A 21,238-nucleotide genomic window follows, 5' to 3' on the forward strand; every position below is an offset into this window, starting at 1 on the left:
TCGGTCGCGGGCGGGTGCTCGGGCGGGTGGTTTCCCTTGGGGGCGGTTCCGGGCGGGGTCACGAATCGGTTACGGTCGGGGGGTTGTCCGGTGCGGACCCCTCCCCTGCGCCGACCCGACCCCGCTGGAGCCCCCGCGTGCCTGCCCCCGAGCCCTCGCCCGGTGACCTCGACCCCCGTCCCGCCGCGGCGACCCGTCGACGGCGCCTGACGAAGCTCGGCGCCCAGGGCCTGGCGCTCGTGCTCGTGGCCGGTGCGACCACCGCGTTCGCCGGGCTGCACAAGACCGTGACCGTCGAGGTCGACGGCTCCCCGGTGCAGGTGACCGCGTTCGGGCGGACGGTCGGGCAGGTGCTCGCGGCGGGTGACATCGAGGTCGGCCAGGACGACCTGGTGGCCCCGGGGCTCACCGAGTCCGTCGGCGACGGCGGGCAGATCGTCGTGCGGCACGGCCGGGAGCTCGCGGTCGAGGTCGACGGCGAGGAGCGGACGGTCTGGACGACGGCGCTCACGGTCGGCGAGGCCGTCGAGGGCCTGGGGCTGCGCGACGACGAGACCCTGCTGTCCGCGTCCCGGTCCGCCTCCCTCACCCGCGACGACGTGCTCCGCGTCTCGACCCAGAAGACCCTGCACCTCGCCGTCGACGGGCAGGTGATCGACGGGCTGACCAGCGCCGCGACCGTCCGCGACGCGCTGCGCGAGATCGGCCTCGTGCTCAACGAGGGCGACCGCGTGTCGGTGCCCCTCGACGCGACCACGACCGACGGGCTCGTCGTCCTGGTGACTCGCGCGGCGACCGCCGGCGAGACCGTGACCGAGGCCGTGCCGTTCGAGGAGCAGGAGGTCGAGGACCCCACGCTCGTCACCGGCACCCGGGTCGTCGGCACCAAGGGCAGGGCGGGTGTCCGCACCACGACGTACAGCACCGCGACCGTCGGCGGCGCGGTGGTCGACCGGCAGGTCGTCGCCTCGGCCGTGACCGTCGAGCCGGTGACGCAGATCATCAAGGTCGGCACCAAGGAGGTCGCCGCGGGCGTGGACATCACCGTGTCCCCCGGCAGCGCCCAGGAAGCTCGGCAAGCAGATGGCCGCCGAGCGCGGCTGGGGCGACGACCAGTTCGCCTGCCTGCTGCAGCTCTGGAACAAGGAGAGCGGCTGGCGCGTGGACGCCGAGAACAAGTCCTCCGGCGCCTACGGCATCCCGCAGTCGCTCCCGGGCTCGAAGATGGCGAGCGTCGCCGCGGACTGGCGCACCAACCCCGCCACGCAGATCACCTGGGGCATGAACTACATCGCCGGCCGCTACACCAACCCCTGCGGCGCCTGGTCGGCCTCGCAGGCCAAGGGCTGGTACTGAGCCGGAGCCCTCACCAGGGCCGACACCGGACCGCTTGGCAGCGGGTCACGAATAGGTTACGGTCGCGTGTCGTCCGTGACAGACCGGAGTCCCTCCGTCTCGACCGGGCCGACACCCGCGCACCGCGCGGGGGCATGACCGCCGGATCGGGGATCCGGGACCGTCGGGCACCGCACCTCCCTCCGGGTGCGAGCGCCGCGCGGGGCCGTTCGCGGCCCGGCACCGACGGGCGCCGCCACGGCAGCGCGACCCGCACCCCGTGCCCGGGACCGTCGTCGTCTGGAACCACGTGACCTCCTCCCTCCGTGGCGCCCGTGCGCGCCTCGCCGCCGTGCCCGCCTCCCTGCGCACCCGGATCGTCCGCAACACCTCCGACGCCCCCGCGACCGAGGACTCCCGTCCCCGCCGGTCCCGCCGTGGCCGGGCCCGCCTGATCGGCGCCGCCACCGCCGTCGTCGTGCTGGCCAGCGGCGGCGTCGCCGTCGCCGACGCCCACAAGACCGTGACGCTCGACGTCGACGGCGTGCAGACCACCGTCTCCACGTTCTCCGGCAGCGTCGAGGGTCTCCTCGCCGAGCAGGACCTCGAGCTGGGCGCGCGCGACACCGTGTCCCCCGCCGGCGCGCTGCAGGACGGCGTCGACGTGGTCGTGCGGTACGCGCACCAGGTGACCATCGAGGCCGACGGCGCGCAGGAGACGGTCTGGACGACCGCCCTCACCGCCGACGAGGCGCTCGAGATGCTCGCCACCCGTGGCGACGACGTCCGCCTGGTCGCCTCGCGGTCCGCCGCCGGCGGCCGTCCGGACCTCGCGCTGGACCTGACCCTCGACGGCCCCGCGGCCGTGCAGGTCGACGGCCAGACGCTGACCGTCCCGGACGGCAGCACCACGGTCGCCGACGCGCTGGACGCCCTCGGCATCGAGCTCGGCGCCCTCGACCGCGTGAGCGTGCAGAGCACCGGCTCGCAGGTCACCGTCGTCGTGAACCGCGTGCTGGTCCAGGACGTCACCACCACGCACGAGGTGCCGTTCAACGCCGTCGAGCAGGAGGACGCCTCGATCTACGTCGGCACCTCCAAGGTCACCACCGCCGGGGTCCCGGGCGTGCGGACCGTCGTCGAGCGGGTCACCACCGTCGACGGCGTCGAGACGGCCCGCGAGGCCGTGTCCGACGCGGTCACCCAGGGCCCGGTCGACCAGGTGACGAACGTCGGCACCAAGAAGAAGCCCGTGGTGCAGTCGGCCCCGGCGACCTCCTCGACCCCCGCGGTCGGCGGCGGCGACGCGGCGGGCCTCAACTGGGCCGCCCTCGCGGCCTGCGAGTCCGGCGGCCGGGCGAACGCGGTCTCCGCGTCCGGCAAGTACCACGGCCTGTACCAGTTCTCGGTGAGCACGTGGGCGGCGGTCGGCGGCGCCGGCCTCCCGTCGGAGGCGTCCGCCGAGGAGCAGACCGCCCGCGCGCAGGCGCTGTACAACCGCTCCGGCGCCGGCCAGTGGCCGCACTGCGGCCCGAAGCTGTTCAGCTGAGGCACGAGGACGCCGCGGCGGCCCGGTAGGCTCGCCCGCATGTCCTCCAGCACCGGCCCCGTCGCACCCGCGGCGGGGCCGTTGCTCGGTCCGGCCGAGATCCGCGCGCTCGCGGAGCGCGCCGGCATCCGCCCGACCAAGACGCTCGGCCAGAACTTCGTGCTCGACGGCGGCACCGTGCGCAAGATCGTGCGGCAGGCCGACGTGGTGCGCGGCGAGCGCGTGGTCGAGGTCGGTCCCGGCCTGGGGTCGCTGACCCTCGGGCTGCTCGAGGCCGGCGCGGACGTCGTCGCGGTCGAGATCGACCCCGTGCTCGGCACCCTGCTCCCCGAGACCGTCCGCCGGCACGTGCCCGGCGCCGTCGTGGACCTCGTCGACCTCCCCGACGTGGTCCCCGGCCCGGCAGCCGAGCCCGGCACGGCAGCCGACGCCGGCGCGCCGGACCACCCCTCGCTGACCGTCGTCCGCGGCGACGCCCTCGACGTGCGCGCGCTGCCCGGCCGCGCGCCGACCGCCCTGGTCGCGAACCTCCCGTACAACGTGTCCGTCCCGGTGCTGCTGACGTTCCTCGAGCGGTTCCCGACGCTGGAGCGGGTGCTCGTGATGGTGCAGGCCGAGGTCGCCGACCGGCTGGCCGCCCCGCCCGGCAGCCGCACGTACGGGGTGCCGTCCGCGAAGGTCGCCTGGTACGCGTCCGCGCGGCGCACCGCCACCGTCGGCCGCAACGTGTTCTGGCCCGCCCCGAACGTCGACTCCGCACTGGTCCGGATGGACCGCCGGCCCGCGCCCGCGACCTCCGCGACCCGCGAGGAGGTGTTCGCCGTCGTCGACGCGGCGTTCTCCCAGCGGCGCAAGATGCTGCGCTCCGCGCTGGCGTCGCTCGCGGGCGGCTCCGAGGCGGCGGTCCGGGCGATCGCCGCCGCCGGCGTCGACCCGCAGGCCCGCGGCGAGGCGCTCGACGTGACGGCGCTGGCCCGCGTGGCCGAGCAGCTGCACGCACCCGCCTGAGCCCCGCGCGCGTCGCGAGGTCGGCGGCCCCCTCGGGCCCGCCGACCTCGCGACGCACGCGCCCGGACCTGGCACAGTGGGTGCCGTGACCGACCTGCGCCTCGCCCCCCGTACCGGCCGTGAGGTCCGCGTCCGGGCCCCCGGCAAGGTGAACCTGTCGCTGCGCGTCGGCGCCCGCCGCCCCGACGGCTACCACCCCGTCGCCACCGTGTTCCAGGCCGTGTCGGTCTACGAGGACGTCGTCGCCCGCGCGTCGGACGACCTGCGCGTCACCGTCACGGGACCGCAGGCCCACCTGGTGCCCACCGACGGCTCGAACCTCGCCCTGCGCGCCGCCCGCGCACTGGCCGCCCGCACCGGCGTGGACGACGGCGTGCACCTGGAGCTGCACAAGGGCGTCCCGGTCGCCGGGGGCATGGCGGGCGGCTCGGCGGACGCCGCGGCCGCGCTGCTGGCGTGCGACGCGTTCTGGGGCACCGGGCTGCCGCGCGAGGAGCTGCACGAGATCGCCGCCGAGCTCGGCTCCGACGTCCCGTTCCTGCTGATGGGCCAGACCGCGGTCGGGTCGGGGCGGGGCGACCTGCTGACGGCCGCGCTGAGCCGCGGCGAGTACCACTGGGCGTTCGGCGTCCGGGACCACGGCCTGTCGACCCCCGAGGTGTACGCGGAGCTCGACGCCCTGGGCGCGACCCGGGAGCCCGTCGACACCGACGACGACGTCCCGCTGCTGCACGCGCTGCGGGCCGGGGACGCCCCCGCCGTCGGCGCGCTGCTGCACAACGACCTGCAGGCCGCCGCCCTGGAGCTCGCGCCCGGCCTCGTGGAGACGCTGGCCGTCGCGGAGGACGCCGGCGCGCTGGGCGTGGTCGTGTCGGGCTCGGGCCCGACCGTCGCCGCGCTCGCCCGCAGCCGGCAGCACGCCCTGGTGATCGCCGCCGCGATGACCGCCGCGGGCGTCGCGGACTCGGTGCTGACCGCCTCCGGGCCGGTGCCCGGCGCGCGGGTCGTCGCCGGGTCCGACGTCCTCTGAGCGGTCAGCCGCGGTCGCGGGTGACCGAGCCCGACCCGTCGACGTCGCTGGTGACGTCGGGATCGCCCGGGTAGGTCACCGAGCCGGAGCCGCCGATCCGCACGTCCAGCCGGCGGGTGGCGTCGACGCCGATGTCGCCCGAGCCCTCGATGGACACCTCGGCGTCCTCGACGCGCAGCCGGTCGGCGTCGACGTCCCCCGAGCCCTCGATCGCGAGCCGCGCGGTGCCGGACCGGCCGCTCAGCGTGATCCCGCCCGAACCCTCGATCACCGCGTCGACCTCGTCGGCGTCGACCCCGTCGAGGTCGATCTCGCCCGAGCCCTCCAGCAGCACGGTGAGCGTCGAGCCGGTGACGTCCGCACCCTCGACGTCGCCCGAGCCGGACACGACGACCCGGGTGAGCTCGCTGACGACCAGCTCGTACCGCACGTCGCCCATCCTGCTGAAGCCGAACGTCGACCGGGAGTCGAGCTCCAGGACCCCGTCGCGGACCCGGGTGGTCAGGCGGTCCTGGGTGCCCTCCGGGGCGGTGACCGTCAGCGACGGGGTGTCACCGCGCCGCACCACGAGGTCGCCCGACGTCGCGAGGTCCACCGCGGTGACGTCCTCGATCTCCACGTCCCGGGTGACCACCGGGCCCGAGTCGTGCATGGAGCACCCGGTGAGACCGAGCACCAGACCGACGCCGAGCGCCCCCGCTGCTGCTGCCGTGGTCGCGCGCCGTGCCATCGTCGTTCTCCTCGTCCCGGGCGCAGGGCCGTCCCCGCGTCTGCACCCAGGCTCCCAGGCCGCGGGGTGCGGGGGCATCCGGCACCCCCCTGAGCCGACCCTGAGGACGACCCCCGGTCCCGCGTGGCCCGGCCCCGCTCAGGCGAGCCGGGTCAGCCCCTTGCGCAGCCCCCGCACGGCCTGGGCGATCCGCTGCTCGTTCTCGATGAGCGCGAACCGCACGTGGCCGTCGCCCCCGGGCCCGAACCCGACGCCCGGCGAGACCGCGACGTCGCAGTCCCGCACCAGCATCTCGGCGAACTCGATCGAGCCCATCTCGCGGTAGGGCTCGGGGATCCGCGCCCAGGCGAACATCGTGCCGCGCGGGCGCAGGATGTCCCACCCGATCCGGGCGAGGCCGTCGACGAGCGCGTTGCGCCGGCTCTCGTAGACGGCGCTGAGCTCGGCGGGGTAGTCCTGGGCCTCGTTCAGCGTCACCGTCGCGGCGATCTGGATCGGCTGGAACGTCCCGTAGTCCAGGTAGGACTTGAGCTTGGCGAGCGCGCCGACCACGTCCGGGCGGCCGACCAGGAACGCCACCCGCCAGCCCGCCATCGAGTACGACTTGGTCATCGAGTACAGCTCGACCGCGACCTCCGTCGCCCCGGTGCACTGCATGATCGACGGCGGCGTCCACCCGTCGAAGCACATGTCCGCGTAGGCCAGGTCGTGCACGAGCACCACGTCCCGCTCCCGGGCCCAGTCCACGAGCCGCTGCAGGTCGTGCAGCTCGATGGTCGTGGTCGTCGGGTTGTGCGGGAACGACAGCACCACGACCCGGGGCTTCGGCCAGCCCAGGTCCCACGCCTCCATCACGCGGTCCACGTACCCGGCGCCGTCGGTGCCGTCGCCGATGGGCACCTGCCGCGCGTCCGCCCCCGCGAAGTACGGGCCCCAGATGTGGATCGGGTACGACGGCGTCGGCACGATCGCCGCGTCACCGGGCTGGAGCAGCACCCACATGAGGTGGCTGAACCCCTCCTTGGCGCCGATGGTCGAGATGACCTGCGTCTCGGGGTCCAGCGTCACCCCGAACCGGCGCAGGTAGTGGTCGGCGACCGCCTGCCGGAAGCTTGGGGATGCCCCGCGACGCGGAGTACCGGTGGTTGCGGGTGTTCTGCGCCGCCTCGGCGAGCTTGTCGACGGCGATCTGCGGGCTCGGCAGGTCGGGGTTCCCGAACCCGAGGTCGACGACGTCGCGGCCGGCGCGGCGCGCCTCGACCTTGAGCGTGTCGATGATCGTGAACACGTACGGCGGCAGGCCGGGGATGCGGCGGAACTCCATGTCGACACGCTAGTGCGCGTGCCGGTGCGGGTGCCGCTCGCCGCGCGCGGCGACGCGCAGGCGCCGCTCGATCTCGCGGGCGACCTCGCCCGCGGTCATGCCGTCGGTGAGCGTGCGCATCGTCGCCACGGACTCGTAGGTCTCGCGCCGCTCGCGCATGATGTCGATCCACCGCTGCCGCGGGTCGCCCATCAGCAGGGGGCGCGACTCGTCCAGGCCCACGCGCGGCGCGGCGTACGCGATGCTCACGTCCAGGAACACCACGACGCCGCCCCCGGCGACGTAGTCGGCCAGCTCGGCCTGGGTGTCGGCCCGCAGCACGGCGCCCCCGCCGAGCGCGAGGACCCCGCGGTGCTCGGCGAGCGCCGCGGCGACGGCCTCGTGCTCCAGCCGGCGGAACGCGTCCTCGCCCTGGTTCCGGAAGATGTCGGGGATCGGGGCGCCCGCGCGCTGCTCCACGTCCTGGTCGGTGTCCCGCAGCTCGACGCCCCAGCGCCGGCCGAGCGCGTGCCCCACCGAGGTCTTGCCCGCGCCCATCGGGCCGCACAGGACGGCGAGCGGGCCGCTCCCGGGCGCCGGCCGGCCCGAGGCGCGCGACGACAGGCCGTGCGCGGAGGACGGCGGTGCGGGGCGGGTCGACATCGGGGCCTTCCGGGTGCGGGACACGGGAACCGGTCCGGACGCTACCAACACCGGGACACGCGCCGCCGGTCGGACCGGGCCGCGGACGACGTCGGACGCGCGGCGGCCCGCGCAGGTGCGGGGTCGGCGATGATGCTCCTCGGGGACGACCGCCGTCCCGCACCGCCGGGCCCGCCCCACCAAGGAGGACCATGAGCACGACCGACGACACCCCGACGCCCGGGGCCGCCGCGTCCGCCGCGTCCGCGGCGTCCCCGGTGACGGTCCGCGGCACCACGATCGGCTCCGGCCGACCCAAGGTGATCGTCCCGCTCACGGGCGCGACCGTCGACGAGCTCCGCACCCAGGCCGCGGCGGTCGTCGCGGCCGGCCCCGACGTCGTCGAGTGGCGGATCGACCACCTGGACGCCGGCTCGGCGACACCCGAGGCCGCCGCGACCGCCGCGCGGGCCCTGCGCACCGCGCTCGGCGACCTGCCGCTGCTCGCCACCACCCGCACCACCGCCGAGGGCGGGCTCGCCGACGTCACCGACGACGCCTACGCGGCCGGGTACCGCGCCGTCCTGGCGACGGGTGCCGTGGACCTGCTGGACGTCGAGGTGATGCGCGGCGAGGCGTGCGTGCGCGCGCTGGTCGACCTCGCGCACGAGGCCGGCGTCGCGGTCGTCGCGTCGAACCACGACTTCGACGCGACCCCCGCGCGCGAGGAGATCGTCCGCCGGCTGCTGCTCATGGCCGACCGCGGCGCGGACGTGCTGAAGATCGCCGTCATGCCGCAGGACCCGGGCGACGTGCTCACCCTGCTCGCCGCCACCTGGGAGACGTCGCAGCGCACCGGTCGCCCGCTCATCACCATGTCGATGGCCGGCACGGGCGTGGCCTCGCGGATCGCCGGCGGGGTGTTCGGGTCGGCGGCGACGTTCGGCATGGTCGGGCGCGCGTCCGCCCCCGGGCAGGTCGAGGTCGAGGCGCTGCGCGCGGCGCTGGACCTGGTGCACGGGGCCTGAGCGCGCCGCGCCCGAGGGCGACCCCACGAGGTGCGGCGGGTCCGCGGGGGCGGGCGCGCCGCACCTCCGGCTGCTCAGCGGGCGCGGGCCGCCAGCGCGGCGGCGTAGAGCTCCCGCTTCGGGACCCCCGCGACCTGCGCGATCTCCGCGACGGCCTCCTTGAGCCGCTCCCCGGCGTCGACCCGGGCCAGCACCTCGGCGACCAGCTCGGCCGTCGACGCGACCTCCCGCGCGGGCGCCCCGGCGACCACCACGGCGATCTCCCCGCGGACCTCCCCCGCCGCGGCCCACGCGGCGAGCGCCCCGAGGCCGTCGCGCACGACCTCCTCGTAGGTCTTCGTGAGCTCGCGGCAGACCGCCGCCGGCCGGTCCGCGCCGAACGCGGTCGCCATGTCCGCGAGCGTCTGCGCCAGCCGGTGCGGCGCCTCGAAGAACACCATCGTCCGGGGCTCGCGGTCCAGCGCGGTCAGGCTGCGCAGCCGCTCGCCGGGCTTGCGGGGCGGGAAGCCCTCGAAGCAGAACCGGTCCGTCGGCAGCCCGGACAGGGCGAGCGCGGTCAGCACCGCGCTCGGGCCGGGGGCCGCGGTGACGTCCAGGCCCGCCTCGACCGCCGCGGACACCACCCGGAACCCCGGGTCGGACACCGCGGGCATCCCCGCGTCCGTCACGACCAGCACCGTGCCGCCGCCCGCGACGACCGCCAGCAGCTCCGGCGTGCTCGCCGCCTCGTTGTGCTCGTGGTGGCTGATGACGCGCCCGCCGATCGTGACGCCCATCCGGGCCGCGAGCGCCCGCAGCCGCCGCGTGTCCTCCGCCGCGACCACGTCCGCCTCGGCGATCAGCCGCCGCAGCCGGGGCGAGGCGTCCTCGACGTCGCCGATCGGGGTCGCCGCCAGGACGAGCCGCCCGCTGCCGGAAGAAGAGGAGGAGTTCACGCGCCCACCCTGCCACCTCCCCGCCCCCTGCCCCGCGCAACCCCCTCCCCCGTCCCACCTGCCCCGCGCCGACGAGCGGTCACGACACGCGAGCGCGCGCCTCTCGCGTCCAGCGTGTCGTGACCCCTCGTGCTCCGGGAGGGGCGGGTGGGAGGGGACGCGCAGGCGGCGCGCCTACGATGGCGGGCGTGCCGCAGCCCGATCCGACCGCCGAGCCCGGGGTGCGCGACGTCGGCAGCGGCGCGCACGCGGCGCACGCTCCTGGCGAGGCTGCCGCGCTGACCGTCCCCGACTCCCCCGACCCGGACCGCGCGGACGACCCCGGCCTGTCCACCCACGACCGCCTGCTGGTCCACCTCCTCGGTGCGCGCACCCTGCTGCTCGGCGCCACCCGCCGTGCGCGGGTCACGGGCTGGCTGTGGCCGCTCGCCGTGACGCTGCTGGGCGGCGCGCTGCGGTTCTGGCAGCTCGGCCGCCCCCACGAGCTCGTGTTCGACGAGACCTACTACGTCAAGCAGGCGTACTCGCTGCTCGTGCAGGGGTACGAGGGCCAGTGGGCCGAGGGCGCGAACGACCTGTTCGTCGCCGGCGACGACTCCGCGCTGCGCCTGGCCCCCGAGTACGTGGTGCACCCGCCGGTCGGGAAGCTGCTGATCGCGCTGGGCATGCAGCTCGGCGGGGGGTTCGAGTCGTCGACGGCCTGGCGGCTCGCCTCGGCGGTCGCGGGCACGCTCGCGGTGCTGATGGTGGCGCGGATCGGGCGGCGGCTGTTCGCCTCGACGGCGCTGGGCACCGTCGCGGGCCTGCTGATGGCCGTGGACGGCGAGGCGATCGTGCACTCGCGCACGGGCCTGCTGGACAACTTCGTCATGGTGTTCGCCCTCGCCGCGTTCGGCGCCCTGCTGCTGGACCGCGACCAGGCGCGTCGACGCCTCGCGGCCAGGACCGCCGCGGTGCTGGACTCCGGGGCGGCGCTCGACCTCGGGCCCGGACTGGGCTGGCGGTGGTGGCGGTTCGCGGCGGCGGTGCTGCTCGGGCTGTGCGTCGGGACCAAGTGGTCGGGGCTGTACTTCATCGCGGTGTTCGGGCTGCTGTCCGTGGCCTGGGACGCGACGGCCCGACGGTCCGTCGGCGTGCGGTCCTGGGCGCTGGCCGCGCTGGTGAAGGACGCGGTCCCGGCCGGTGTGGTCGTCGTCGGGACGGCCGCGCTCACCTACCTCGCGTCGTGGTGGTCGTGGTTCACGCACCCGGGGGCGTACCAGCGTCAGTGGGCGGTCGAGCACCCGGGCGAGGGCGTCGGGTGGCTGCCGCCGGCCCTGCGGTCGCTGTGGCACTACCACCAGCAGATGTGGCACTTCCACACGACGCTCACCTCCGAGCACGCCTACCAGGCGCACCCGCTCGGCTGGATCGTGCAGTGGCGGCCCACGTCGTTCTACTACCCGAAGTCGGTCTCGACGCTGACCGGCGAGGCCGCCCAGCAGGCGTGCGGGTCGGACGCCTGCTCCCAGGCGATCACCTCGCTCGGCAACCCGGTGCTGTGGTGGCTCGGGGCCGCGTCGCTGCTGTTCGCGGTGGTGTGGCTCCTGGTGCGGCGCGACTGGCGCGCGGGGGCGGTGCTGTCGGGCGTCGTCGCCGGCTGGCTGCCCTGGTTCGCGTACGCCCACCGGACGATCTTCACGTTCTACTCGATCGCGTTCACGCCGTGGGTCGTGCTCGCGCTGGTGCTGGTGCTCGCGCTGCTCGTGCAGAGCCGCGACCCGGTGCAGCGCCGCCGGGGCATCGTCGTCGCGACCGCGGTCGTGGTGGTCGTCGTGGCGGTGAGCGCGTTCTTCTACCCGATCTGGACCGCGTGGGTCGTGCCCTACGACGTCTGGCACCTGCACATGTGGTCGCCGTCCTGGATCTGACCCCCGGACGGGGGCGTCAGCCGAGGTCGACGTGCCAGTCGACCTGCGGGCTGGGGTACCAGGCGAGGCCCTCGGCGTCCCAGTAGGGCCCGTGCCCCGCGACGCGCGCGGCGAAGTCGTCCCAGTCCCGCCGCTCCCTCGGGGTCCACGCGACCTCGGCGACCGCCGCGAGGCGCGGCAGCAGCATCGTCATCAGGTCGTCGATGCTGCGCAGGGTCTCGGTCCACACGGTCGCCTCGACCCCGATCACCGAGCCCTCCGGCAGCCCGGGCACCAGCGTCGTGGGCTCCCACTCGTAGGCGTCCCGCAGCTCGATGTGCCCGGCCCACTCGAGGCCGAGCGCGGTGTCCGCGTCGTACTTCATGTCGAGGTACGCCCGCGAGCCCGGGGACATCAGCAGCCGGGCGCCCGCCTTCGCCGCCGCGACCAGCGGCGCCGGGTCCATCCGGGTGTCCCAGTACTGCACGACCGTGCCGGGCTCGAGCGGGGTCGTGGCGATCTCCTGCCAGCCGACGACCTGCTTGCCAGCCGCCCGCACCGCGTCGCTCGCCATCGCGACCAGGCGCGCGTACTCCTCGCGCTCCATCGTCAGGACCTCGTCGCCGCCGATGTGCACGTACTCCCCGGGCGTCACCGCGGCCACGTCGCCGAACACGTCGCGCAGGAACGGCTCGGTCGCCGGCAGGTCCGCGTGCAGCCGGCTGAACCCGACCTCGATGCCCGTGTACGCCTCGGTGGGCTCCCCCGACGGGGTGGGCTCGCCGTACGCGTGCAGCGCCGCGTTGACGTGGCCCGGCACGTCGATCTCGGGGACCACCCGCACCCCGCGGGCCTGCGCGTACGCGACCAGCGCCGAGAACTCCTCGGTCGTGAACCAGCCACCCGGGTCCCCGTCGACCGCGGTGCCGCCGGACCGCGCCGCCAGCTCGGGCCGCGACGGCAGGTCGAGGCGCCAGCCTTGGTCGTCCGAGAGGTGCAGGTGCAGCACGTTCATCTTGTACGCGGACATCAGCTGCACGACCACCCGCAGGTCGTCGGGCCCGAAGAAGTGCCGCGCCACGTCGACCGACAGCCCGCGCCACGCGTGCACGGGCTCGTCGTCCACGTGCACCGGCCACGCCGCGAACGTGCCCTCGTGCGGGCGCAGCACCTGGTGCAGCGTCGCCAGCCCGCACATCAGCCCGTCCGGCGACCCGGCGACGACCTCGACCAGGTCGGTCACCACGTCCAGGCGGTACGCCTCCGCGGCCATCGACCCGTCGACGCGCAGGGCGACGTCCCCGGGCTGCGTCGGCTCGGCGACGTCGCGGTACCGGACCTCCACCGTCGTGCCGGACACCCGGCTCAGCGCCTCGGCGGCGAGCACGCCGAGCGAGACCTCCACCGGGCTGGTGCCCACGGTCACCGTGGTGGACGCCGTGACGACGAACGGGGCCCCCGCGCGCTCCTCGACCAGCCGCGGTGCCGGCACGAGACGCAGGGGGGTGGACGGAGCGGGCACGACGGTCCTTCCGGCAGCGGGGCACGTCCGGGGCGCAGCGCGCTCCGGCCCCCCGCTGCTCAGTGTGCCCTGTCACCAGCGCCTGTGGCAGCGACTCGCGGATCCGATTCGTCCGGTTCGGCGGAGACCGGCGTGATCCGCGGCGGCCCGACCGGAGCCGCCGGTGCTCAGCGCACCGGGGCGGGAACGGCGTCCGGGTCGGTGGCCGCGAGGCGGCGGGCGAGCACCGCGCACGCGGCGAGCTGCAGCTGGTGGAACACGATCACGGGCAGCGCGACACCGGCCGCCGCGACGGGGCCGAACAGCACCGACGCCATCGGCAGACCCGTGGCGAGGCTCTTCTTCGACCCGCACATCAGCAGCGCGATCCGGTCGCCGCGGCTGAGCCGGAGCAGGCGCCCCCCGGACCAGGTGAGGGACAGCATCGCGGCGAGCAGCACCACGCAGACCCCGACGAGCACCGCGAGCACGCCGACGGTCAACCCGTCCCAGACCCCCGAGCGCGCCGCCTCGGAGACGGACGTGTACGCGACCAGCAGGATCGTGCTGCGGTCGGTGGTCCGGGTGAGCCACTTCCGGGAGCGGACCCAGTCGCCGATGAACGGCTGGGCGACCTGCCCGAGCACGAACGGCAGCAGCAGCTGCAGCAGCGTCGCCCCGGCGGAGCCTCCCACCGGCCCGCCCGCGCGGGACATCAGCACGCCGACCAGCAGCGGGGTGAGCACGATGCCGAGCACGTTCGACACCGTCGCCCCGGTGATCGCCCCGGCGACGTTGCCGCGCGCGATCGAGGTGAAGACCACCGACGACTGGATGGTCGAGGGCAGCAGGGACAGGTAGAGCAGGCCGGTCTGCAGGTCCTCCGGCAGCACCGAACCGGGCAGCAGCTGCACCGCGAGCCCGAGCACGGGGAACACCAGGTACGTGGAGGCGAGCATCCCGCCCTGGAGGCGGAGGTTGCGCAGGCCGTCCCAGATCTCCCGGGTCGCCATCCGCGCCCCGTAGAGGAAGAACAGCAGGACGACCGCGGCGGTGGTCACGTGGTCCAGCGCCGCGGCGAACCCGCCACCGGCCGGCGCGAGCAGCCCCAGCACGAACACCGCGACGATCATCACGACCAGCGGGTCGACCCAGGTGGTCACGGCGGTGCGGGCCCGGGTCCACCCGCCGGGTCGGGAGGCGGACGCGTCAGGCACCGGGTCATTCTGCCACCGGGGCCGGCGCGGCCCGTCCGGTGCTCAGCCCACGGGCAGCACGTCGTACACCAGGTGCGCGAACTGCCCGTAGCGCTGCACGTCCCGGAGCCGCAGCCGGTCGGGGCCGACGCGGCGCGGCAGCACGGGCGCCCCGCCGGTCAGCGCAGCGGGCGCCACGCTGAGCTGCACCTCGTCGAGGGCGCCCACGTCGAGCAGCTGCCCCGCGAGGTCCCCGCCCCCGACGACCCACGCGTCGCGATCTCCCGCGGCTTCCCGGATGGTCGGCAGCGCTTCCCGGACGTCGCCCCGCACGAACCGCACGTCGGCGCCCGCGGGCACCGGCAGGTCCCGGGTGGTGAAGACGTAGTAGGGGCGGTCGCCGTAGTACGCGGGCCACTTCTCCGGGTGCGCGACGAGGTCCTCCTCCCGCAGCACCCACTCGTAGGTCGTCGACCCGGAGATCAGCACCCCGATGCCGGCGAGGAAGGCGTCGTGGTCGGGCACCTGCTCCGCGTCGACCGCGAACAACCAGGCGAGCGAGCTGTCCTCGTCCGCGATGTACCCACTGAGCGACGTCGCCGTGTTGTAGATCATCCGCATGACGTCATCGTGCACCCGACCACCGACACCGCCCCGGGACGCCCTCCGGCGTGCATGACGAAGGCCCGGGACCGTCCGGTCCCGGGCCTTCGACGTGCGGGGTGGAGCTGAGGGGAATCGAACCCCTGACCTTCTCATTGCGAACGAGACGCGCTACCAACTGCGCCACAGCCCCTTGAAGCGGTGATCAGCCTAGCACCCGTCGAGGGGTGGTCACGACACCGCCCGCGCGGCCCTACTCGCCGGCGGCACGACGGCGGGCGAGCACCGCGTCGAGGTCGATCGACCCCGTCGTCTCCGGCGCGACGGGCGCGGTCGCGGTCGCGGTCGCGGTGGCCTCGGCGACGGGCGCCGGGGCCGCCTCGGGGGCGGCCGGGGTCGGAGCCGGGGCGGTCGTGGGCCGGGCGTCCTCGGGGATCGCGGACGACGCCGCGGGGGCCGTCGTCGCGGCGGCCTCGTCACGGTCCGCGACGGAGCGCCGGGCGGGCGCGCCCAGCGTCGACCCCTCGACCTCGCCGAGCGGCACGGGGTCGCGCCGGGGCGCGGGCGCCTTGGTCGTGTAGGTGGGGGCCGGCACCGCGACCGGCGACCAGGTGTCGCCCTCGCGGCCGCCGTCCCGCAGGCGGGCGGACGTGCGCGCCGGGAGGTCCGCGCGGACGCGCGTGATCGCCTGCGTGTCGTCGATCGAGGGCCGGACGGCGCGACCCGCGGCACCCTGGCGTCCCGGACGCGCGGCCCGCTCGCGCAGCGGCGCGGTCGCCTCGGCGATCCGGCGCTCCCACTCGACCTCGGCGGCCTGGCCCTGCAGCACGGCGCGACGGCCCAGGCCGAGCACGCCCGCGAGCAGCACGGTCGGCACGACGCCGGCGACGATCCCGAGCGCGGTCACGCCGACGACGACCCAGCCGACGACGGAGAGCACCGCGAGGCCGGCGGCGAGCGCGCCCCGGCGACGCGCGGCGGCCCCGCGACGTGCCGAGGCGGCGGCGTGCGCGGCGTGCAGCTGCGCGGCGCGGCGGGTGGCGTCGGCGCCGACCCTGTCCTGGGTCCCGTGCGGTCGGTCCACGTCCGTGGCCCCCCTGTCCGTTCGAGCGATCCGGTTCCCGGTTCCCGGGGTGAGCAGCCCGACCCGCTTGTCCACCGGGCCGCAGTCCGTCCGGATCCCCCGGTTCACGTCGACCCGCCTCCGCCGTCGCGACCCGTCCGGGCCGGTCACGGCGAGCACGCGCAACGCGTCGGAGAACCGGTCGTCGGTCCGCGACTCGAGCAGCTGCTGCCGGTGCCGCAGCTTGTGCGGCACCAGGTACGCGATCCACAGGCCGACCACCACGAGGGTGGCCGGGCCGGCGAATTCGTACACTCCACGACGGTAGGTGCGGTGCGGCCGGTGCCCCCGGACCCGTCGCGGCGTGTCGAGCGGCACACCCGAGTGAAATCACACGGATGTGATTCAGGTGGGCCGCGCTCAGCCTCCCACACGGACGGACCGTCGGGGAGCCCCCGCGTGCTCCGACCTGCGGCGCAGCCCTCAGACGCCGCGGGACCGGGCCGCGTGCCAGCGGTCCAGCAGCCCGCCGGGGACCTCCTCGGCGGTCAGGGCGAACGTCCGGTGGTCGCACCACCGACCCTGGATGTGCAGGTAGCGCTCCCGCAGCCCCTCGTCGCGGAACCCGAGCTTCTCGACGACCCGCAGCGACGGCCCGTTCTCCGGCCGGATGTTGACCTCCACCCGGTGCAGGCCGAGGGTCCCGAAGCAGTGGTCCGTCGCCAGCGCCACGGCGGTGGGCGTGACCCCGCGGCCGGCGACGTGCTCGGACACCCAGTAGCCGATCGACGCCGAGTACAACGAGCCGTACGTGATGCCCGAGACGGTGAGCTGGCCGACGAGCTCGCCGTCGACCTCGATCGCGAACGGCAGCGACGTGCCCGTCCGCGCCTGCCGGTCCAGCGTGCGCACGAACTGCCCGAACGTCGGCCGCCGTCCCGTCACCGCCTCCGGCGCCGTCGCGTCCCACGGCTCCAGCCACGCGGCGTTCACCGCACGCAGCCGCATCCACGCGACCTCGTCCGCCCGCCGCAGCGGCCGCAGCCGCACCGGCGCGTCGACCAGCGTCACCGGCCACCCGCGCGGCATCAGCGCTCCAGCACGAGGCAGTGGACGACCTGCCCCGCCACGACCGCGCCGTCCTGCTCGCCGACCACGGCCAGCGCGTTCGCGTGCGCGAGCCCCGCGATCGACGAGGCGGAGGGGTCGCCGACCGGGGTGACCCGGTAGCCCTCGCTCGGCGAGCCGACGACCGCCGCGGGCACGAACTGCCGCACCCCCTCCGGGGACGGCCAGCCGACGTCCGCGCGCGCGGCCACCGACGGCCGGAACAGGTCCGTGTGCCCGGCCATCGCCCGCAGGGCCGGCCGCACGAACACCTCGAACGCCACCTGCGCCGCCACCGGGTGCCCGGGCAGCGCGAAGAACGGCACCGCCCCGGAGCCACCGCCGACCGTGCCGAACCCGTGCCGGAACCCGGGCGCCATCGCCACCTGGTCGAACCGGACCGTGCCCAGCGGCGCGAGCACGTCGGACAGCGTGTCGTGCTGGGACTCCGACAGCCCGCCGGTGGTCACGACGACGTCCGCACGGACCAGCTGGTCCTCGAGCGCCTCGCTCAGCACCGCACGGTCGTCGGTCACCACCCCGACCCGCACGGCGGTCGCACCCGCGTCGCGCACGGCCGCCTCGAGCGCGTGACCCGCCGACTCGTAGACCCCGCCGTCCCGCCGGGGGGCGCCCGGCTCCGCGAGCTCCGACCCGATCGAGACGATGACCACCCGCGGCGCCGGGTGCACCCGCAGCCGCCCGCGACCGGTCGCCGCGGCCACCGCGAGCTGCCGCGCTCCGAGCCGGGTCCCCGCCGCCAGCACCACGGACCCCGCCCGGGCGTCCGACCCGGCGGCCCGCACGTGCTCGCCCGGCGCGGGCACGTGGTGCAGCGCGACCCGCACCGCGCCCCGGTCGGTGTCCTCCGCCGCGACGACCGCATCCGCGCCGGCCGGCAGCGGCCCGCCGGACGCGATCCGCACCGCCTGGCCGGGGGCGAGCCGGATCGCCTCGGGGTCGCCCGCCTGCACGTCGTGCGCCACCGGCAGGACCAGCGGCCGGCCCGGGACGCCGCCCCGCAGGTCGCCGCTCGCCACCGCGTAGCCGTCCCGGGCCGCGACGGGCGCCGGGGGCACGTCGACCGGTGCGGTCACGTCCTCGGCGAGGATGCAGCCCGGGGCGTCCGAGAGGACGACGTCGAGCGGGGCGACGGGGCCGACCGCGGACAGCACCGCCGCGAGCTGGTCCTGGACGGATCTCATGGCGGCATTCTGCCCGCGGCCGGCTCGGCGGCGCGCACGCATCGCCGCGCGTCGGTCGCGCAGCAGGTCCGGGGCCCGCGGTGCCGCCAGAGGTGTGACATGGACCGGTGGTCCTACCCCGGGCCGCGTGGATCGGGGAGGATGGGGCACATGAGCGCCGCTGCCCAGCCGTACCCGCACGTGTCCGACGGCAGCGAGACGACCGAGGTGAAGGACGAGTTCCGGGCGCTGCTGCGGGCCGCCCGGCAGGCCCGCTCCCCGCGCCGGCGTGCCGAGGCCGCCGCCGCCCTCGCCGACGTGGTGGGGACGATCCCCGCGCTGGACGGCGCGACCTGTGTCGCCGCCTACTGCGCGCGGCCGACCGAGCCCGACACCGGCCCGCTGCTCGACGCGCTCGCCGCCCGCCGGGTCGAGGTGCTGCTCCCGGTGCTCGGCGCCGGGCTGCAGCGCGAGTGGGCCCGGTACGCCGGCCGCGACGACCTCCGGCAGCGCGCACCGGGCCGGCCGCCCGAGCCGTCCACCCCCGCGCTCGGCGCCGACGCGCTCGCCGAGGCCGACGTGATCCTGGCACCTGCGCTGGCCGTCGACACCGCCGGCACCCGGCTCGGCCAGGGCGGCGGCTGGTACGACCGCGCGCTCGGCTTCGCCCGGCCGGGGACGCCGGTGATCGCCCTGGTGTTCGCCGAGGAGCTCTACGACGCCGCCGTGCACCCGCTGCCGCGCGAGCCGCACGACCGCACGGTCGACCTGGTGGCGACCCCCGAGCGGTGGCTGCGCCTCGGGTCCTGACGCCCGCCCGGCGGTAGAGCGCGACGGGAATAGCCGGAGGCCGCGTATCCTTGGCACTCGGACGAGGAGAGTGCCAGGGACGCGGAGCCCCCGCGGTGCCCGGCTCGCCACCCACCAGCAGCTCACGTCACCGCGGGAGACAGCAGTGCCCACCTACGCCTACACCTGCACCGAGTGCGGCCACGCCTTCGACATCCACCAGTCGTTCAGCGACGCGGCGCTCACCGAGTGCCCCGCCTGCGGCGGCCGGCTGCGCAAGGTGTTCTCGTCCGTCGGGGTCGTCTTCAAGGGCTCGGGCTTCTACCGCAACGACTCCCGGTCGACCACCTCGTCGTCCACCGGCGCCGCACCGGCGGCGGCCCCGGCCACGTCGGGGTCGAGCACGACGTCCTCGAGCGGCTCGTCCCCGACCGGGTCGTCCTCGACGTCGGGCGGCAGCACGCCGTCGGCGCCCGCCGCGTCGTCGTCGAGCAGCACCGCCGCGAAGCCCGCCGCGGGCTGAGCCGGACGCCGCCGCGCGATCACGCGGCGGCGAGTCCTCCACAGCGGCGGAGCCCGCGCGTCGTCCCCAGGGCGGCTGGCGACGAGCGGCACCCGAGCGGGCTGCGCGCCTAGCGTCGCGCCCATGCCCCTCACTGCTCGCGCCACCCCGACGGTCGGCCCCACCCGGCGCCGGCTGCGCGTCCTGGCCTGGCGCGCCCGCTACCCGCTGGCCGCCCTCTGCGCCGGGCTCGCCGTCGTCCTGGCGACGGAGCGCCTGCGCCCACCCGACCCGCCGTCCCGCGCGGTGACCGTCGCCGCGCGGGACCTGGCTCCGGGGACGCCGCTCACCGACGCCGATCTGGTGGTGCGGCGGGTCCCCGTCGCCCTGGCGCCCGCCACGGGTCCGCCGCTCGCCCCCGACGACCTCGAGGGCCGCTGGCTCGCGGTCCCCGTGCCCGAGGGCCTGGTCCTCGCGGGGGAGCTGCTCGTGGACGAGGACGCCGCGCCGCCGGACGGGACGGTGGTCGTCCCCGTGCGCTTCGCGGACGCCGGGGTCGCGGCGGTCCTGCGACCCGGGACGCGGGTCGACGTCGTGGCGTCGCCGCTGGTCGACGGCGCCGGCCCCGAACGCCTGGCCCGCGGTGCCCTCGTCCTCCCCTCGCCGACGACGGACGACGGCGACGGCGGACCGGGGACCGGCTGCGGGCTGCTGGGTACCGGGTCGGCCACGGACGACGGGCCCGTGCTGCTCGCGGTCACACCCGACGAGGCGGTCCTGCTCGGCGGGTCGGCGGCGTCGCGCGCGCTCGGACCGGTCATCGTGGGATGATGCGGACATTTCGGAAGCTCGAGACCGGGGGCATGGACATGAGCGATGCACTGAACAAGGGTCTGCGGGGCGCGACCGACCGGGCTCGAGGCCTCGCCGGGGTGTTCCAGGGGTTCAAGGACTTCATCTCGCGCGGGAACGCGATCGAGCTCGCCGTCGGTGTCGTCATCGGCGCCGCGTTCACCGGCGTGGTCACCGCCCTGCAGACGGGCTTCATCGCCCCGCTGATCGCGATGATCTTCGGCAAGCCCGACATCAGCACGATCTGGCAGATCGGGCCCGCCGGAGAGGCGCAGATCAGCGTCGGGCTCATCCTCAACGCGCTGCTGCAGTTCCTCATCACCGCGGCGGCGGTCTACTTCTTCATCGTCCTGCCGCTCGACAAGCTGGCCGAGCGGCGCAAGCGCGGCATCGAGGCCGAGCCCGCGCGGCCCTCCGAGGACATCCTGCTGCTCCAGGAGATCCGCGACCTGCTCGCCTCCCAGTCCAGCCCCGCGCTGCGCCAGGACACCGGGCAGACCCCCACCACGGGCCGGCACGGCGCCGGCGGCACGCCCGACGTGCCGCCGCCCTCCGTCTGACCCGCGCACCCGCCGCGGCTGTTGGGGCGGTGGGAGGATGGCTCCCGTGAGCACGCCCTCCCCCGCCCCGCAGCCCCGCGACGCGTCCCCGCACCGCGACGCGTCCCCGCACCGCGACGCGGAGCAGCCCAGCGCCACGGACCAGCCCAGCGTCACGGACCAGCCCAGCGACGACGGCGCCCGCCGGCCCACCACGGCGCCTGCGGCCTCGACCCGGGTCCCCGCCGCGCGCGTGGTGGACGACGCCCCGCTGATCCCCGGCCGCAGCGCGGACGACTCCGACGCCGGCTGGGGCGACGACCGGGCGGACTCCAACGACGACCGCCTGCTCCGGGACGTCCCCCCGCACTGGTGACCCCCGCCTCACGTCGCCGAGAAGGGACCGCCGCACCCAGATAGGGCCGCGGAGCGCCCTACCTCGACCCGGAGGTC

Annotated in this window: 20 protein-coding genes, 1 tRNA gene and 2 pseudogenes; 11 read left to right on the forward strand and 12 right to left on the reverse strand. The window is 76.1% G+C overall.

Annotated features, from left to right (window positions below; translation table 11 throughout):
* Positions 1-206: 206 nt before the first annotated feature.
* From AC1VL8_RS01420 to AC1VL8_RS01435, 4 genes and pseudogenes are all read left to right on the forward strand, one after another.
* Positions 207-1,356 (forward strand): annotated as a pseudogene (locus tag AC1VL8_RS01420) (aggregation-promoting factor C-terminal-like domain-containing protein).
* 259 nt (positions 1,357-1,615) lie between these two features.
* Entirely contained in the window at positions 1,616-2,884 is a 1,269-nt protein-coding gene (locus AC1VL8_RS01425; RefSeq protein WP_483073830.1) for a ubiquitin-like domain-containing protein, read from the forward strand.
* 39 nt (positions 2,885-2,923) lie between these two features.
* Entirely contained in the window at positions 2,924-3,892 is a 969-nt protein-coding gene (locus AC1VL8_RS01430; protein WP_483073831.1) for a ribosomal RNA small subunit methyltransferase A, read from the forward strand.
* Between the two features lie 85 nt (positions 3,893-3,977).
* Entirely contained in the window at positions 3,978-4,922 is a 945-nt protein-coding gene (locus AC1VL8_RS01435; protein WP_483073832.1) for a 4-(cytidine 5'-diphospho)-2-C-methyl-D-erythritol kinase, read from the forward strand.
* Positions 4,923-4,926: 4 nt separating this feature from the next.
* Here AC1VL8_RS01435 and AC1VL8_RS01440 read toward each other — a convergent pair whose 3' ends face one another.
* The 3 genes from AC1VL8_RS01440 to AC1VL8_RS01450 form a co-directional block, all read right to left on the reverse strand.
* Positions 4,927-5,652 (reverse strand): head GIN domain-containing protein, encoded by a 726-nt coding sequence (locus AC1VL8_RS01440; protein ID WP_483073833.1) that lies wholly within the window; start codon positions 5,650-5,652, stop codon positions 4,927-4,929.
* A 138-nt stretch (positions 5,653-5,790) separates the two neighbouring features.
* Positions 5,791-6,984, reverse strand: a complete 1,194-nt coding sequence (locus AC1VL8_RS01445) for an aminotransferase class I/II-fold pyridoxal phosphate-dependent enzyme (RefSeq protein WP_483073834.1) — start codon at positions 6,982-6,984, stop codon at positions 5,791-5,793.
* A 1-nt stretch (position 6,985) separates the two neighbouring features.
* Entirely contained in the window at positions 6,986-7,642 is a 657-nt protein-coding gene (locus AC1VL8_RS01450; protein WP_483073835.1) for a shikimate kinase, read from the reverse strand.
* A gap of 167 nt (positions 7,643-7,809) precedes the next feature.
* Between AC1VL8_RS01450 and aroD the strand changes: the two genes are divergently transcribed.
* A complete protein-coding gene (aroD, locus tag AC1VL8_RS01455) occupies positions 7,810-8,625 on the forward strand; it encodes a type I 3-dehydroquinate dehydratase (RefSeq protein ID WP_483073836.1) in 816 nt (271 codons plus the stop codon).
* A 74-nt stretch (positions 8,626-8,699) separates the two neighbouring features.
* On the opposite strand, the gene rsmI is transcribed toward aroD, so the two are convergent.
* Complete coding sequence (gene rsmI, locus AC1VL8_RS01460; protein WP_483073837.1) at positions 8,700-9,560, reverse strand: 16S rRNA (cytidine(1402)-2'-O)-methyltransferase; 861 nt, start codon at positions 9,558-9,560, stop codon at positions 8,700-8,702.
* A 179-nt stretch (positions 9,561-9,739) separates the two neighbouring features.
* On the opposite strand from rsmI, the gene AC1VL8_RS01465 reads away from it, so the two are divergent.
* The gene (locus tag AC1VL8_RS01465) at positions 9,740-11,470 is read left to right on the forward strand and encodes a dolichyl-phosphate-mannose--protein mannosyltransferase (RefSeq protein ID WP_483073838.1); all 1,731 of its coding nucleotides are present in this window, start codon (positions 9,740-9,742) and stop codon (positions 11,468-11,470) included.
* Between the two features lie 16 nt (positions 11,471-11,486).
* On the opposite strand, the gene AC1VL8_RS01470 is transcribed toward AC1VL8_RS01465, so the two are convergent.
* The 7 genes from AC1VL8_RS01470 to AC1VL8_RS01500 all read right to left on the reverse strand — a co-directional run bounded on the left by AC1VL8_RS01470 (position 11,487) and on the right by AC1VL8_RS01500 (position 18,124).
* Positions 11,487-12,971 (reverse strand): family 20 glycosylhydrolase, encoded by a 1,485-nt coding sequence (locus tag AC1VL8_RS01470; RefSeq protein WP_483073839.1) that lies wholly within the window; start codon positions 12,969-12,971, stop codon positions 11,487-11,489.
* Positions 12,972-13,138: 167 nt separating this feature from the next.
* Positions 13,139-14,167, reverse strand: coding sequence for a bile acid:sodium symporter family protein (locus AC1VL8_RS01475; RefSeq protein ID WP_483073840.1), 1,029 nt, complete (start codon positions 14,165-14,167; stop codon positions 13,139-13,141).
* Between the two features lie 42 nt (positions 14,168-14,209).
* The gene (locus AC1VL8_RS01480) at positions 14,210-14,767 is read right to left on the reverse strand and encodes a dihydrofolate reductase family protein (RefSeq protein ID WP_483076168.1); all 558 of its coding nucleotides are present in this window, start codon (positions 14,765-14,767) and stop codon (positions 14,210-14,212) included.
* A gap of 102 nt (positions 14,768-14,869) precedes the next feature.
* Positions 14,870-14,942 (reverse strand) — tRNA-Ala (locus AC1VL8_RS01485).
* Positions 14,943-15,002: 60 nt separating this feature from the next.
* Entirely contained in the window at positions 15,003-16,127 is a 1,125-nt protein-coding gene (locus tag AC1VL8_RS01490) for a hypothetical protein (RefSeq protein WP_483073841.1), read from the reverse strand.
* A gap of 168 nt (positions 16,128-16,295) precedes the next feature.
* Positions 16,296-16,901 (reverse strand): GNAT family N-acetyltransferase, encoded by a 606-nt coding sequence (locus AC1VL8_RS01495; protein ID WP_483073842.1) that lies wholly within the window; start codon positions 16,899-16,901, stop codon positions 16,296-16,298.
* Positions 16,901-18,124 (reverse strand): molybdopterin molybdotransferase MoeA, encoded by a 1,224-nt coding sequence (locus tag AC1VL8_RS01500; RefSeq protein WP_483073843.1) that lies wholly within the window; start codon positions 18,122-18,124, stop codon positions 16,901-16,903. The genes AC1VL8_RS01495 and AC1VL8_RS01500 overlap by 1 nt, the downstream gene beginning before the upstream one ends.
* A 150-nt stretch (positions 18,125-18,274) precedes the next feature.
* Between AC1VL8_RS01500 and AC1VL8_RS01505 the strand changes: the two genes are divergently transcribed.
* Both AC1VL8_RS01505 and AC1VL8_RS01510 read left to right on the forward strand, forming a co-directional pair.
* Positions 18,275-18,913 carry a 5-formyltetrahydrofolate cyclo-ligase gene (locus AC1VL8_RS01505; protein ID WP_483073844.1) on the forward strand — a complete coding sequence of 213 codons (639 nt, stop codon included), beginning with the start codon at positions 18,275-18,277 and terminating at the stop codon, positions 18,911-18,913.
* 145 nt (positions 18,914-19,058) lie between these two features.
* Positions 19,059-19,151: pseudogene (locus AC1VL8_RS01510) on the forward strand (FmdB family zinc ribbon protein); the annotation flags it as partial.
* Between the two features lie 62 nt (positions 19,152-19,213).
* Here AC1VL8_RS01510 and AC1VL8_RS01515 read toward each other — a convergent pair.
* Entirely contained in the window at positions 19,214-19,438 is a 225-nt protein-coding gene (locus tag AC1VL8_RS01515; RefSeq protein WP_483076275.1) for a hypothetical protein, read from the reverse strand.
* A gap of 100 nt (positions 19,439-19,538) precedes the next feature.
* Between AC1VL8_RS01515 and AC1VL8_RS01520 the strand changes: the two genes are divergently transcribed.
* Genes AC1VL8_RS01520 through AC1VL8_RS01530 form a run of 3 tightly spaced genes read left to right on the forward strand, consistent with a single transcriptional unit; the run spans position 19,539 to position 21,161 of the window.
* Positions 19,539-20,225: an SAF domain-containing protein gene (locus AC1VL8_RS01520; protein ID WP_483073845.1), complete on the forward strand. Its 687-nt coding sequence runs from the start codon at positions 19,539-19,541 to the stop codon at positions 20,223-20,225.
* A 38-nt stretch (positions 20,226-20,263) separates the two neighbouring features.
* Entirely contained in the window at positions 20,264-20,806 is a 543-nt protein-coding gene (mscL, locus tag AC1VL8_RS01525) for a large conductance mechanosensitive channel protein MscL (RefSeq protein WP_483073846.1), read from the forward strand.
* Positions 20,807-20,852: 46 nt separating this feature from the next.
* Positions 20,853-21,161 carry a hypothetical protein gene (locus AC1VL8_RS01530; RefSeq protein ID WP_483073847.1) on the forward strand — a complete coding sequence of 103 codons (309 nt, stop codon included), beginning with the start codon at positions 20,853-20,855 and terminating at the stop codon, positions 21,159-21,161.
* Positions 21,162-21,238: the final 77 nt, after the last annotated feature.

The sequence above is a fragment of the Cellulomonas sp. KU4C genome (assembly GCF_056868065.1).